At 72.4% G+C, this 13599-nt stretch carries 12 protein-coding genes and 1 tRNA gene; 8 read left to right on the top strand and 5 right to left on the bottom strand.

Annotation, left to right across the window (positions count from 1 at the left end):
• The first annotated feature begins 317 nt into the window (after nt 1-317).
• Both LZG04_RS24565 and LZG04_RS24560 read left to right on the top strand, forming a co-directional pair.
• Nucleotides 318-2348, top strand: a complete 2031-nt coding sequence (locus LZG04_RS24565) for an EAL domain-containing protein (protein ID WP_233820556.1) — start codon at nt 318-320, stop codon at nt 2346-2348.
• Between the two features lie 176 nt (nt 2349-2524).
• Nucleotides 2525-2992, top strand: coding sequence for a DUF417 family protein (locus tag LZG04_RS24560; RefSeq protein ID WP_233820555.1), 468 nt, complete (start codon nt 2525-2527; stop codon nt 2990-2992).
• 41 nt (nt 2993-3033) lie between these two features.
• On the opposite strand, the gene LZG04_RS24555 is transcribed toward LZG04_RS24560, so the two are convergent.
• On the bottom strand, nt 3034-3783 hold the full coding sequence (locus LZG04_RS24555) for a TetR/AcrR family transcriptional regulator (protein WP_233820554.1): 750 nt from the start codon (nt 3781-3783) through the stop codon (nt 3034-3036).
• 104 nt (nt 3784-3887) lie between these two features.
• Between LZG04_RS24555 and LZG04_RS24550 the strand changes: the two genes are divergently transcribed.
• Both LZG04_RS24550 and LZG04_RS24545 read left to right on the top strand, forming a co-directional pair.
• Nucleotides 3888-4811 (top strand): ATP-binding cassette domain-containing protein, encoded by a 924-nt coding sequence (locus LZG04_RS24550; protein WP_233820553.1) that lies wholly within the window; start codon nt 3888-3890, stop codon nt 4809-4811.
• A complete protein-coding gene (locus LZG04_RS24545; RefSeq protein ID WP_233820552.1) occupies nt 4808-5566 on the top strand; it encodes an ABC transporter permease in 759 nt (252 codons plus the stop codon). The genes LZG04_RS24550 and LZG04_RS24545 overlap by 4 nt, the downstream gene beginning before the upstream one ends.
• Here the strand turns inward: LZG04_RS24545 and LZG04_RS24540 are convergent.
• Nucleotides 5510-6088, bottom strand: coding sequence for a transcriptional regulator (locus LZG04_RS24540; protein ID WP_233820550.1), 579 nt, complete (start codon nt 6086-6088; stop codon nt 5510-5512). The two genes, LZG04_RS24545 and LZG04_RS24540, sit on opposite strands and share 57 nt — an antisense overlap.
• Before the next feature lie 55 nt (nt 6089-6143).
• Here LZG04_RS24540 and LZG04_RS24535 point away from each other — a divergent pair, with 55 nt between their 5' ends.
• The gene (locus LZG04_RS24535) at nt 6144-7358 is read left to right on the top strand and encodes an MFS transporter (RefSeq protein WP_233820548.1); all 1215 of its coding nucleotides are present in this window, start codon (nt 6144-6146) and stop codon (nt 7356-7358) included.
• A 15-nt stretch (nt 7359-7373) separates the two neighbouring features.
• Here the strand turns inward: LZG04_RS24535 and LZG04_RS24530 are convergent, their stop codons facing one another.
• Nucleotides 7374-7736 carry a MerR family transcriptional regulator gene (locus LZG04_RS24530; RefSeq protein ID WP_233820547.1) on the bottom strand — a complete coding sequence of 121 codons (363 nt, stop codon included), beginning with the start codon at nt 7734-7736 and terminating at the stop codon, nt 7374-7376.
• Between the two features lie 109 nt (nt 7737-7845).
• Between LZG04_RS24530 and LZG04_RS24525 the strand changes: the two genes are divergently transcribed.
• Together LZG04_RS24525 and LZG04_RS24520 are read left to right on the top strand one after the other, a co-directional pair.
• Nucleotides 7846-8901, top strand: coding sequence for an amidohydrolase family protein (locus LZG04_RS24525; protein ID WP_233820546.1), 1056 nt, complete (start codon nt 7846-7848; stop codon nt 8899-8901).
• A gap of 491 nt (nt 8902-9392) precedes the next feature.
• Nucleotides 9393-10124 (top strand): SWIM zinc finger family protein, encoded by a 732-nt coding sequence (locus LZG04_RS24520; protein ID WP_233820545.1) that lies wholly within the window; start codon nt 9393-9395, stop codon nt 10122-10124.
• Between the two features lie 49 nt (nt 10125-10173).
• On the opposite strand, the gene LZG04_RS24515 is transcribed toward LZG04_RS24520, so the two are convergent.
• Both LZG04_RS24515 and LZG04_RS24510 read right to left on the bottom strand, forming a co-directional pair.
• Nucleotides 10174-11328, bottom strand: a complete 1155-nt coding sequence (locus tag LZG04_RS24515; protein WP_267937672.1) for a polysaccharide lyase family 7 protein — start codon at nt 11326-11328, stop codon at nt 10174-10176.
• 542 nt (nt 11329-11870) lie between these two features.
• A tRNA-Arg gene (locus LZG04_RS24510) sits at nt 11871-11942 on the bottom strand.
• 131 nt (nt 11943-12073) lie between these two features.
• Here LZG04_RS24510 and LZG04_RS24505 point away from each other — a divergent pair.
• Complete coding sequence (locus tag LZG04_RS24505) at nt 12074-13594, top strand: SDR family NAD(P)-dependent oxidoreductase (RefSeq protein ID WP_308199279.1); 1521 nt, start codon at nt 12074-12076, stop codon at nt 13592-13594.
• The last annotated feature ends 5 nt before the right edge of the window (nt 13595-13599 follow it).

Below are 13599 nucleotides of genomic sequence, written 5' to 3'. Positions count from 1 at the left end.
AAATCGGTGACCAACCCGAACCGACAGCCCCGATCAGGTGAACCCGCGCCAGCGCACCGCACCACCCCGAACCGGCGCAAAAGCAAAACCCTGAACCAAAAGCCCTGAATATCGGTGAAAAGTCACCGCGCGTGCCTGCGGTTCACACTTCCGGTCGAGTCTTGGCCAGTGGGGGGTGGGTAAACTGCCGCGGATCCTCGTATCACAACAGGGCAACGGGAATGTCGATCCCCAGTCAGAGACAAGGGGCCACGTCACCACCCGGACGTGGCCGCGAACTCCTCGCGCGGAAGTGGTCGTACCTGCTCAGCGGTGCCGTGGTCATCGCGCTGAACAGGTCCGAACTCGACCGCGAAATGCGCGACCGGCTGGACGACCTGTGCGCGGCGGTGCACGCCGAGGCGTCCGCCGAGCCCGCCTCGCCCCGAACCGCCGAGCGGATCGGCGAACAGCTCGTCGCGCTCGGCTACCTCACCGAGGACGGCTTGCGCGTCACGCTCGACGTGCTGGGCAAAGGGCTGCTCGGGCTGGCCGAGTTCCAGCCGGTGGAGCGCTACGCCCAGCCGATCGTGACCGTGCTGGGCGCGTTGTCGTCCGGGTTCCTCGCGGCGAGCAGGCGCGCGGTGTTCGAGCAGCAGGAGTCGATGCAGCTCTCGCTGCTCAAGGCCGTTCGCGACGCCCAGTGGCATCTCAAGGAGAGCGAGGCCCGGTTCGAGGAGGTCGCCACGTCGTCGGCCAGCGGGATCCTGGTGGTCGACCTGGACGGGCGGATCGCGCGGGCCAACGCGGCGATCGGCGAGATCCTCGGCTACTCGGCCGAGGAGCTGACCGGCTTCGCGCTGCTCGACCTCGTGCACCCGGCGTCGGCCCGGGTGCTCGGCGACGCCCTGCGGGCGCTGCTGGGCGGCGCGCGGGAACGGGTCCGGCAGCCGCAGCGGCTGCTGCGCAAGGACGGCGACGTCGCGCGGATCTCGTTGACGGTGTCGTTGCTGCGCGGCGCGGACGGGCAGCCGGCCCACTACGTCGCCGTGATCGAGGACGGCACCGAGCTGATGCTGCTGCAGTCCGAGCTGAACCGGCAGGCGCTGCACGACGTGTCGACCGGCCTGCCCAACCGGCAGTACTTCACCACCCACCTGGAGAGCGCGTTGCGCCGCGCCGACCCGGTGCGCGGCATCAGCCTGTTCCACCTCGACGTCGACTCGTTCGGCATGGTGTGCAACAGCCTGGGCCGGCCCACCGGCGAACGGCTGCTGGTGCACGTGTCGCAGCGGCTGAAGGCCGTGCTGGCGCGGGAGAAGGCGATGATCGCCCGGTTCGACGGCGACGAGTTCGCCGTCCTGGTCGAGAACACCGCCACCACGCCGGACGTCGCCACCACGGTGGCCGAGATCAACCGCGAGCTGTCCGAACCGGTGTACTTCGACGGCCGCGGGCTGGCCGTGTCGGTCAGCGTCGGCGTGGTGCGCCGCCCGCCGCCCGGTGCCGAGCCCGCGGAGGTGATGCGCGCCGCGGAACAGGCGCTGCGGCGGGCGAAGGCGAGCGGTCGCGGTCAGTGGGCCCTGTTCCACGAGGGGCAGGACGCCGACGAGCGGCGGGTCGACGCGCTGGCCGTCGCGATGCCGGGCGCGTGGGAGCAGGGCGAGGTCGACGTGCGCTACCACCCGGTGGTGGCGCTGGCCGGGCGTGCGCTGGTGGGCGTGGCGGCGACGCTGCACTGGGAGCACGGCGACGAGTCGTTGGACCACCTCACGTGCGCGGCGCTGGCGGAGCGGACGGGCCTGATCCTGCCGCTGGGGGAGTGGCACCTGGCCACCGCGTGCGGCCAGGTGCTGTGGTGGGGCCAGGGCTCGGGCTCCACCGTGCCGCTGCACGTGGGGCTGACCAGGCACCAGTCGCGTGACGGCGACCTGGTCCGCCGGGTGCGCCGCGTGCTGGGCGACACCGGTTTACCCGCGTCGCGGCTGATGATCGGGATGCCGGTGTCGGTGCTCGCCGAGTCCGACGCGGTGGACAACCTGACCGTGCTGGCCGAGCTGGGCGTGGGCACGTCGTTGGACGACTTCGGGCTCGGCCCGGACGACCTCGCGGTGGCCGCGGAACTGCCGATCAGGTCGGTCCGGGTCGCGCCGCGCCTGGTGCGCCGCCAGGCCGGCGGCGAGGCGGACTTCCTGGCCGACCTGGTGCCGTTGGCGCAGCGGGCGGGGGCGCAGGTGCTGGTGGACGGGCTGGAGACGCGCGAGCAGGCCGAGTGGTGGCGGGCCGCCGGCGCGGTCGCGGGCACGGGCCCGTTCTTCGGCGACCCCATGCCGGCGGGCGCGTTCCACGAGCCGGTGCGGTACGACTGAACCACCTCCGCTGCCCGGCATCCGGGACGGCGTGGCATCAACGCTTCACACCGCGTTTCCTTGCCGTTACAGTTCTGGGAGCGCTCCCAGAACTGTTCCGGTCAGTGTGGACCTCGGGACGGCCTCTCCCCACGCGGGCGGGTCGGCGTGGTCCGCTCGCTAAGGAAGTGATGTGGATGACGGAGTTCCCGTCCCGCCTGGATGCGCCCGCGCAACTCCTGCGGACGCTGAGCATCCCCCTGCTGCGGGGTTCGCTCGGCGTGGTCTTCGTGTGGTTCGGCGCGCTCAAGGTGACCGGCACGACGCCGGTGGCCGACCTGGTCGCGCACACCGTTCCGTGGCTCGACCCGGGCGCGTTCGTGCTCGCGCTCGGCCTGGTGGAAGTGGTGCTGGGCATCGCCCTGGTGGTGGGCTTCCGCCTGCGCTGGGTGGCGCTGCTGGTCGTGCTCCACCTCGCCGGCACGTTCTCGACGCTCGTGGTGCAGCCGTCCGTCGCGTTCCAGACGGGCAACCCGCTGCTGCTGACCATGACCGGCGAGTTCGTGGTCAAGAACCTGGTCCTGATCACGGCGGGCCTCGCGGTCATGTCGGCCGACGCGCCCGTGCGGCAGCGGACGGCGCGGGCCGAGGTCGCCCGGCGGTGATCACGCGGTGCCGCGGGGCCCCGACCGGCCCCGCGGCACCGTCAACCCCGGCCGGCCAGGTGCGCGGCCACGCCGTCGAGGTAGAGCTCCAGGCCGAAGGCGAACTCGGCGTCCACGTCGCTCTGGTCGTAGAGCTCCTCGTCGACGTCGAACACGCCCGCCGCCACCACGCGACCCAGCGCGGGCATCCGGCGCGGGTCGACCAGTTGCCGCAACGCGCGCGAGTACGTGCGGCCGAACGCCTCCGGGTTGTCCTGGAACCCCTCGGCCAGCTCCACGCTCAGGCGCAGCTGGCCGTGCACGAAGGTGATCAGCCCCATCACCACGCCGACCTTCTCGCCCTCCTCCAGCGGGGTGTCGGCGAGCGCGCTCAGCGCGCGGTCGAACCAGGCCAGGTTGCGCGGTCCGGCCGGTGGCCCGTGCAGCGGGATCCGCGAGTACCACGGGTGCTTGCGCAGCGCCGCGAGCACGCTGACCGTCCACACCGTGAGCCCGGTGCGCCAGTCGCCGTCCGCCGGCAGCTCGGGCGGGTCGTCCAGCGCGGCGTCGGCCATCAGCTTGAGCAGCGAGTCTTTGCTGTCCACGTACCGGTAGAGCGCCATCGTGGAGTTGCCGAGCTGCTTGGCCACCCGGGCCATCGACACGGCCCCGAGCCCTTCGGCGTCGGCCACCTCCATCGCCGCGCGGGTGATGTCGTCGACCGTCAGGGACGGCTTGCGGCCACGCCGCGGTGTCTCGCGCAGGCCCCAGAGCAGCGCGATCTCCGCCGGCAGGCCGGTCTCGTCCGTCATCTCCACCCTCTCGTCTCGCGACCGCGGGTCGAGTCTAGGGCTACCGCGCTTAACTGCGTATGAGATACGCTCTTTGGCGTACCTGATACACATAGGGGGCAGTGATGATCGTCGAGGCCACCGGCCTGCGCAAGGCGTACGGCTCGACCGCGGTGCTGGACGGGATAGACCTGGAGGTCGCCGAGGGGTCGGTCTTCGCGTTGCTCGGTCCCAACGGCGCGGGCAAGACGACCACGATCCGGATCCTGTCCACGCTGTCGCGCCCGGACGCGGGGCGGCTGCGGGTGGCCGGGTTCGACGTGGTGCGCGAACCGGCCGCGGTGCGCGGCGTGATCAGCCTGACCGGGCAGTACGCGGCCGTGGACGCCGAGCAGACCGGTCGGGAGAACCTGGTCATGGTCGGCAGGCTCATGCGCCTGGGCCGACCGGGGGCGAAGGCCCGCGCCGCGGCGTTGCTGGAGCGGTTCGACCTGGTCGACGCCGCCGACCGGCGGGTCAAGACCTACTCCGGTGGGATGCGGCGGCGGCTGGACCTCGCCATGAGCCTCGTCGCCGCGCCGAAGGTGATCTTCCTGGACGAACCGACCACCGGGCTGGACCCGGCCAGCCGCACGACCATGTGGGATGCCATCCGCGACCTGGTCCGCACCGGCACCACGATCTTCCTCACCACCCAGTACCTGGAGGAGGCCGACCGCCTCGCCGACCGGATCATGGTGCTGGCCGGCGGGAAGGTCGCCGCGCACGGCACCGCGGACGACCTCAAGGCCAGGGTCGGCGGCGACCGGCTCGACCTGCGCTTCACCTCCGCCGCGGCGCTCGACGTCGCGGCCCACCTGCTCGGCGGCTTCACCGACCACGAGCGGCTCGTGCTCAGCGTCGCGTCCGACGGCAGCGCCGCGCACCTGCACACCGTGCTGGACGACCTGCGCGCCGCCGCGGTCGTGCCGGCTCAGGTCTCCTCGCACCGCCCGACCCTCGACGACGTCTTCCTCGCCCTGACCGCCCGGGAAGGGGTGCCGGCATGAGCCACGCCATCGCCGACTCGATGACCATGATCGGCCGCAGCATCCGGCTCGGCAAGCGCAACGTCGACACGCTGATCATGTCCATCGTCCTGCCGCTGCTGATGATGGCGCTGTTCGTGTACGTCTTCGGCGGTGCGATCGACACCGGCACCGAGTACATCAACTACGTGGTGCCCGGCATCATCCTGCTGTGCACCGGCTACGGCGCCGCGTCGACCGCGATGTCCGTGACCGACGACATGACCAGCGGCATGATCGACCGGCTGCGGTCCATGCCGATCCGCGGCTTCGCCGTGCTCACCGGGCACGTCGTGGCCAGCGTCGCCCGCAACGCCCTGTCCACCACGATCGTCGTGGGTGCGGCGGTCGCGATGGGCTTCCGCCCGTCCGCGTCACCGCTGGAGTGGGCCGCCGCGGCCGGGTTGCTGCTGCTCTACGTGCTGGCGCTGTCGTGGTTGGCGGCCGGGCTGGGCGCGGTGGCGAAGTCGGTCGAGTCGGCGAGCGCGTTGAGCTTCTTCATGCTCTTCCTGCCGTACCTGAGCAGCGCGTTCGTGCCGACCCACACCATGCCGTCGTTCCTGCGGGGCATCAGCGAGCACGAGCCGATCACGCCGGTCATCGAGACCGTGCGCGGCCTGCTCACCGGCGTCCCGATCGGCGACCGGGGGTGGATCGCGCTCGCCTGGTCGGTCGGCCTGCTACTGGCGTCGTTCGTCCTGGCCACCGCCCTCTACCGGCGACGCGTCGACGACTGAACCCGCGTCCTCCTTCAACCGGTGCACGACGACCATCCCGCCGTGCAGCGGCAGGTGGCGGCGCTGGTCGTCGGTGGCGACGTACTCGTCCAGCACCGCGCTGATGCGGCGGTCCAGCTCCGCCACGTCGTCCGGCGACAGGTGCAGCGCGAACCGCGCGTAGGTCCGCACCGACCCCGGCCCGGCCTCCGACAGCTCCTCCTGGAACGCCTCCAGGGGAGCCGAGGTCGCGGTGCCGTCGACCACCGGGCCGTCCAGCCACCAGGACACGCCGGTCGACCGGTAGGGCTTTTTCAACGCCCCGCTGACGCCGGTGCGCACCTCGCCCGGCTCCAGGAAACCCGCCGCCGCCAGTTGCCGAACGTGGTACAGCACGGTCCCGGGATCGCGGCCCAACCGTTGCGCCAACTGCTTGTTGGTCAACTCCCGCTGCGCGCACAGCCGCAGGATCCGCAGGCGCAACGGGTGGGCCAGCGCTTTCGTCTCCTCCACCGTCGCCGCACGCCGTCGCCGCTCAGCCATGGCGCCCAACCTAGCCGACCGGTGGGCATCCACACCGATGGAGAAAACTCCACCGATGGCTCTCCTGGGATCGGGCTTCCGGCGGCTGTGGGTGTCCTCCGGCCTGTCGAACCTGGCCGACGGCACGTTCAAGGTCGCGTTGCCGCTGGTCGCCATCCAGACCACCCGGGAACCGACCCTGGTGGCGGGCCTGGTGTTCGCCCTCACCCTGCCGTGGCTGGTCTTCGCGCTGCCGGCGGGCGCGTTGACCGACCGCCTCGACCGCCGCCGCACCATGCTGTGGGCCAACGCCACCCGAGCCGCCCTCCTGGCCGCGTTGGCGGTGGCCGTGGCGGCGGGGTGGGCGACCATCTGGCTCTTGTACGCCGTGGCCTTCGCCGCCGGCATCGCCGAGACGCTCTACGACACCTCGGCCCAGTCCCTGCTGCCCCGGCTGGTCGACCGCGACCGGCTGCCGCGCGCCAACTCCCGCCTGTTCGCGGCCGAGCTCACCGCGCACGAGTTCGTCGGCCCACCGGTGGGCGGTCTCCTGGTCGCCGCCGGCGCGGTGGCCGCGTTCACCGCGCCCGCCGCCCTCTGGCTGGTCGCCCTGGTCGCCCTGTGGACGGTCCGCGGCACGTTCAAGGCCCACCGCGAGCACCGGACGACGCTGCGCGCGGACATCGCCGAAGGTCTGCGCTTCCTGCTGCGCCACCGGCTGCTGCGCGGCCTCGCGGTTGTGGTGGGGCTGTTCAACGTGGCCAACACCGCGTCCGGCGCGGTGCTCGTGCTCTACGCCGTGGGCCCGGGGTCGGCGATGGGCCTGACCGGGCAGGTGTTCGGCCTGCTGCTCACCGCGCCGGCCGTCGGCAGCCTGGTCGGCTCGCCGGCCGCCGAACGCGTGGTCGCCCGGCTGGGCCGCGGCCGTTCGCTCGCGCTCGGGTTCGTCGCCGGGACGCTGATGGTGGCCGCGCCTGCGGCGACCAGCGACCCCTGCGTCATCACGGCGGCGTTCGCGGTCGCGGGCGGCGGGATCGCGGTGCTCAACGTGGTCGCGGTGTCGTTGCGGCAGCACGTCACGCCGGACCGGCTGCTCGGCCGGGTCAACAGCGCCTACCGCCTGGTGGCCTGGGGCACCATGCCGCTGGGCGCGGCGATCGGGGGCGCGCTGGCGCACGCGTTCGGCCCGCGCGCGGTCTTCGTGATCATGACCGCGGTGTCGGTCGTGGCGCTGGCCGGCCTGACCGTCGCGACCGAGCGGAAGATCGAGCGGGCGATGGCGGCGGCGTAGTGGTGGGCGCGGGTGTCAGCGCCGGCCGGAGGCGGCGTCGATCACCTCGTCCAGCACCTCCCGCGACCGCACCAGGTCGGTGATCAACCGGTCGATCCGGGCGCGTTCGGCGGTCAGGTCGTCCACCAGGCGCGGCGTGGCGATCTCGGACGGCCCGCCGTCGGCGTCCCTCATGCAGGGCAGCATCAGCGCGATCTTCTTGCTGCTCAACCCGGCGGCGAACAGCTCCTGGATGCGGATGACCCGGTCGACCGCCCGCTCGGGGTACTCGCGGTGGCCGCCGGCGGTGCGTTCGGACGTCAACAGCCCCTGCTGCTCGTAGTACCGCAACGAGCGCACGCTCACGCCCGTGCGCTCGGCCAGCTCACCGATCCGCATGGCCCACCCCCGTGCGACTCGAACCTGACACCGGTGTCAACTCCTACCGCAGCGCCGCGATTCGCACAACCGATCCCTTCACGGCCTCCGCGCGGGCACACTGGGCCTCGTGGTGATCCGGATCCGGGGGCGGGCCCTGCCGCACGGCGAGCACGTCGACCTCTACGCCGACGGCGACCGCTGGACCACCGACCCCGTGCCGAACGCGGAGCTGGTCGCCGAGGGGTGGCTGCTGCCGGGGTTGGTGGACGCGCACACGCACCCCGGGGCCGAGGCCGTGGGCGACCCGCTCGACGACGTGATGCTGCGCGAGCACCTGCGGCAGCACGTGGACGCCGGGGTGGCGGTGATCCGCGCGCCGGGGCTGGCCGGTGAGCCGCCGCCGTGGTTCGGCGTCGACCCGGACACGCCGAGGGCCTGGCACGCCGGGCCGTGGCTGGCGCAGCACGGCCAGTTCTTCGACGGCTGGGGCCGTCGCGCCGACCACGCCGAGCTGCCCGCGATCGCCGCGGCGCAGGCGGCGCGCACCGGGTGGGCGAAGGTGATCGGCGACTGGCGGTCGAACGGCGAACCCGTGCCGCTGGACGTGCTGACCGCCGTGGTGCGGGCCGTGCACGCGGTGGGCGGTCGGGTCGCCGTGCACACGCAGCAGGCCGCGGGCGGTGAGGTGGCGGTGCTGGCCGGGGTCGACTCGGTGGAGCACGGGATGCTGCTCGACCCCGACCTGCTGACCCGCATGGCCTCCCAGGGCACCGCGTTGACGCCGACGTTGGCGGTCATGCGCCGGTCGCGCCCGGAGGTGAGCGCCCGCCCCGACAGCCCCGCCAGGCGGTGGTACCTGCGCGGGGCCGACGCCCACCCGTCCCTGGTCGCCGCCGCGGCCGAGGCGGGCGTCCGGGTGCTGGCGGGCACGGACTCGCTGCCGCACGGCCGGATCATCGACGAGGTCCGCGCCCTGGCCGACGCCGGCCTGCGCCCGCACGACGCCCTCGCCGCCGCCTCCTGGGACGCCCGCGCCTACCTGGGCCTGCCGGGCCTGGAACCGGGCGCACCCGCCGACGCCGTCGTCTACGCCGAGGACCCGAGGTCCGACCTGGACCAACTGGCCCACCCGATCGCCGTGGTCCTGCGCGGCCGACCGGTGCGCGTCACCCGAACCGCCTGATCCGCCCGGTTCGCCACCGCGGGCGCGGCCCAGGCCGTTGGTCGGCGGACAAGTCGTTGGCGGAGGTGTCCGGGGACCGGGTCGTCCGGCGGTCGGCGCCGCGCGGACGTCGGCGGGTGGGGTGGCGGGGCGGCTGGGTCGACCCGGCTCCAGCCGCACCACGCCCGTCGGACCGCGGGCCGCCGGACCTCGGCCCGGATCCCGTGCCGTCACCGCCGCGCACCCCGCGCGGGCGGTGTGGTGGATTCCACCCGATGTCCGAAGTGGACGTGGACCGCGGTCGACCCCGCGCCGTCGGGCGCTGAGCGTTCGCCGCTCGACCTTGGAGGCATAGCGGCACCCAGCCGCCACCGAACCGGGTCCCCTCCCTTGGAACCCGGTTCCTCCACAGAAGGCGCACCCGCCCCCAACCAGGGCGACGCCGTGCCGACGGGCGCGACGTCGGGGCGGGTGCGCCTTTCCCCTTTCCCGGGTGCGGGAAGATGTGGATCGTGGTCGCAGTAGAGGTGAGCGCGAGCGTGGTCCGGGAACTGGCCGACCCCAAGTCGTTCCAGCGGGGCGAGGAGTACTTCGCCGCCGGGCACGTGCGGCGGATCAGCGTGGACGGCACGGCGGTGAGCGCGACGGTCGAGGGCACGCACGCCTACCGCGTGCGGCTGGACGTCACCCGGAGCGGGTTGCGCGGCCGGTGCTCCTGCCCGCACGACGTCGAGTTCTGCAAGCACTGCGTGGCGGTGGCGCTGGCGTGGCTGGAGCAGGCGGGCCGGGGCTCGACGCCCGTGCGGCGGCGGGCTCAACCGTTGACGGAGAAGCGGTTGCGGGCGTTCCTGCTCGGCCGCGACCCGGAGTGGCTGGTGGACCAGCTGATGGCGGCGGCGAAGGCCGACGAGGTGCTGCGCGCCCGGCTGGACGTGGCCGCCGGGGTGGAGGCCGACCGGGCGTTCGACGGTCGGGGGCTGCGGGAGCGGCTGGAGTTCGCCATCGACGTGCCCGACTACGTCAGCCTCGGTGCGGCGGACCAGTACCTCCACCACGTCGAGCGGGCGCTGGACGAGGTGGCCCGCCTGGTGGACAACGGGTTCACCACCATCGCGGTCGAGTTGGCGGAGTACGCGGCGCAACTGCTCGAAGACGCCGCCGACCGCGTGGAGGACGTCGGCGGCGTCGACGAAGCGATCGCCCGTGCCCAGCGGATCCGGCGGCTCGCCGCCCGGCGTCGCTGAACGCACCGGCCCGCCCGGGAACCGCTGGGGCTCCCGGGCGGGCGTTCGATCAGGCCGGCGGGTGGATGGTGGTCTCGCTGATGCTGGTCCAGTCGTTGCCGGTGTTGCCGTAACCGACCACGCGGACGTAGCGGGCCGTGGTGTCGGGGATGTCGTAGGTCTCGGGCTGAAGCGTGGTACCGCTGCTGGAGCCGGAGAACACCGGCGTCCAGCGGGTGCCGTCGGACGACGTCTGGATCCGGAAGTCGTGGCGGCGGGTGTCGCCCTTGTGCCACGCCAACCTCACTGACCCGACCGGGCGCGCCGAACCGAGGTCGTACCGGATCCACACGCCGTCGCCCTCGTCCGACCACCGGGTGGACAGGTCGCCGTCCAGGGTGTTGCCCGGCACGTTCCCGTCGTCACCGCTCGCGGTGACCGCCGAGACCGGCAGCCGGTCGCCGGTGGGTGGCTGGGGCGTGCTGTCGCCCAGCACCACGTTGTGGATGATCGTCTCGCCGTAGTTGCTCGCGCTGCACGGGCTGGAGTTGCCGCAGTTGGCCTGCGTGTACGCGCCCGCCTTGAAGTAGCCGGTGCTGAAGCTCGCGCTCAGCGTGGCCGCCAACGTGCCGTTGTAGTAGGCGTTGATCTTGCCGCCGGAGACGACGAACTTCACCTGGAACCGGGTGTTGAGCCGGAAGTCGTCGGTCACCAGCTTGTAGTGCGCGTCGTCGCCGTTGGTGACGTAGAGGTTGCGCCCCTCGACCCGGAACACCGAGATGTCGTCGTCACCGCCGTGGATCTGCCCGACCACCAGGTGCTGCTTGTCGTTCGGCAACCTCGTGACGGTCTGGTCGACGGTCATCACGTGCGTCCCGCTGGTGGACGACCACGCCGCGTTCGCCGTCCCGTTCATCTCCCGCAACTCCGACCGGGGGTACTTCGACCCACTGGTGGTCACCCCGTCGACCGCCGCCCGGAACCGCACCCCCTGACAACCCGGGTCGACCACGAACCAGGGATCCACCCGGTACGTCGCCAACGCCGGCTGCTTGACCTCGTCGGGATCCTCCTCCCCGCCGATCGGCAACTGCACCTTCCAACTGCGCAGGTCCAACACCTGAGCGGGAAAATCGCACCCAACCGCCCCCGCCCCGGCCCCGACCGGCACCAACACCCCAACCCCCACCGCACCAGCGGCCAACAACCGAAGAACTCTTCCCATGCCGCCATCGTGCTGACCACGACGGACCGCGGACGCCCGCTGTCGCCTTCCTGCCAAACACCGGCCCGCTGCGGCTCGTGCGCCGCTGTGCGGCCGTCTCAGCGCTCTGCGTATGTGATCAGTCCGCCTGCTGCTGTGAACGTCGGCATCGAACGCAAGAAAGCGCGTAGAGCCAGGCGGAGCTCCAACCCGCCTTGGCTGAGGCCGCTGCTGCCGCTTCGTCGGACAAGCAACCAGCGTGACGGATTTACGGAGTCAGAGGGCTGGTCCACAGCGCCAGCCGAGGCACGGGCAACACCGCCGTCCAGGCTTCATCTGTCGATGTGAGCCAATTGCTGTGGGTACGAGCCTGGCCGCCCGCCGAAGCAGGTCGCGCAGTGGGCTGGCACTCGGTGGAGGCTCTGATCGCCCACGCTCAGTGGGATCTCCTCGGCACACCATCGGCACAGACGCCCGTAAAAGGCCGGTTTTGGCCGAACGCAGCCGGACAGGTAAAGGCCCGCTGATCAGCATTCGTGCTGGTCAGCGGGCCTTTTAGGATGTGCCCCCGGCAGGATTCGAACCTGCGCACCCGCCTCCGGAGGGCGGTGCTCTATCCCCTGAGCTACGGGGGCCGTAGCTACGGGTGGAAGCTTAGCGCACTCCGCGAGGTGGTTTTCACCCCCTACCCTCTGGGGCTGTGCAGACCTGGCGTGAGCGGGTGGTTCGGAGTGATGACCTGCGGATTCGGGTGGTGGAGGGTGGGGTGGTCGGGGCGGTCGCGGTGGTGTTGGTGCACGGGTTCCCCGATACGTCCGAAGTGTGGGAGGGCGTGGCGGAGAGGTTGGGGGAGCGGTTCTGGGTGGTTCGGTACGACGTGCGGGGTGCGGGTGGGTCGCAGGCGCCGGTGGGGGGTGAGGGGTACCGGTTGGAGCGGTTGGTCGGGGACTTGGTGGCGGTCGTCGAGGCGGTCGGTGGGCCCGTGCACCTCGTCGGGCACGACTGGGGGTCGTTGCAGGGCTGGGCGGCGGTGCGGGCGAGGCCCGAGTTGTTCCTGTCGTTCACCAGTGTTTCCGGGCCCGATCTGGGGCACGTCGGGGACTGGGTGAGTCGCAATCGTTTGCGGCCCCTGAAGCTGGCGAAGGTGCTGTGGCGGTCCTGGTACATCGCCGGGTTCAAGGTGCCCGTGGTGCCCGAGTTGGTGTGGCGGGTGCCGTGGGTCCGCAAGTGGTTGCGGGCGGGCAGGCGGGAGTTGGTCAACGGGCTGGAGCTGTACCGGGCGAACGTCGGCCGGTCACGGCGGCCGGAGGTGGTCGCGGTCCCGGTTCACCAGATCGAGTTGGCCAAAGACCCGTACGTGGTCCGGGAGCACCTGGAGGCAGCCGAACCCTGGGTGCGGGAGCTCACCCGCAGTCGCCTGAACGCGGGGCACTGGGCGTCGCGGACGCACCCGGAGCAGGTGGCCCGGCACATCGAGGACGTCGTCGACGGCCGGTGGCGCAGGCGGTTGGTCGTCATCACGGGCGGTGGCAGCGGGATCGGGCGCGCCACCGCCACCGCCTTCGCGCGGGACGGCGCCGAGGTGGTCGTGCTGGACGTGGACGAGGACAGGGCGCGGCAGGTGGCCGAGGCGGTCGGTGGTCACGCCTACCGCGTCGACGTCGCGGACGCGGCGGCCGTGGCTGCGGTCGCGGAGGAGGTCCTGCGACGGCACGGTGTGCCCGACGTGGTGATGGCGAACGCGGGCATCGGCCTGGCCGGGTCGTTCCTGCGCACGTCGCAGGACGACTGGCGGCGGGTCGTGGACGTCAACCTGTGGGGTGTCGTGCACGTGTTGCGGGCCTTCGCGCCGGGGATGGCGGCACGGGGCACGGGCCACCTGGTCGTCACGGCGTCGGCCGCGGGCTACTTCCCGACCGCCGCGCTGTCGGCCTACTCGACCACGAAGGCCGCCGTCCTCATGCTCGCCCAGTGCGTGGACGCCGAACTGCGCGAGCACGGCGTCAGGGCCACCGCCCTCTGCCCCGGCCTGGTGCGCACCGACATCACCCGGACGTTCACGTTCGCCGGCAGCACGGCCGCCGAGCAGGACGACCGGCGGGCGGCGGCGACCAGGGCCTACCGGCTGCGCGGCTTCGGCCCGGAGAAGGTCGCGGCCGAAGTGCTCGAGGTTGTGCGCAAGAGCCGTCCGGTGGTACCCGTCACGGCAGAGGCGAAGGCGGTCCACCTGGGCAACCGGGTCGCGCCGGGCCTGGTCCGCGCCTTGGGACGTCGGTGGCGACCTTGACACTC

Source organism: Saccharothrix sp. S26, assembly GCF_021390395.1.
In the GTDB taxonomy this organism is placed as follows: Bacteria; Actinomycetota; Actinomycetes; order Mycobacteriales; family Pseudonocardiaceae; genus Actinosynnema.
Note: the sequence above shows the minus strand (reverse complement) of the source record. Positions and strands in the feature narration are given on the sequence as shown.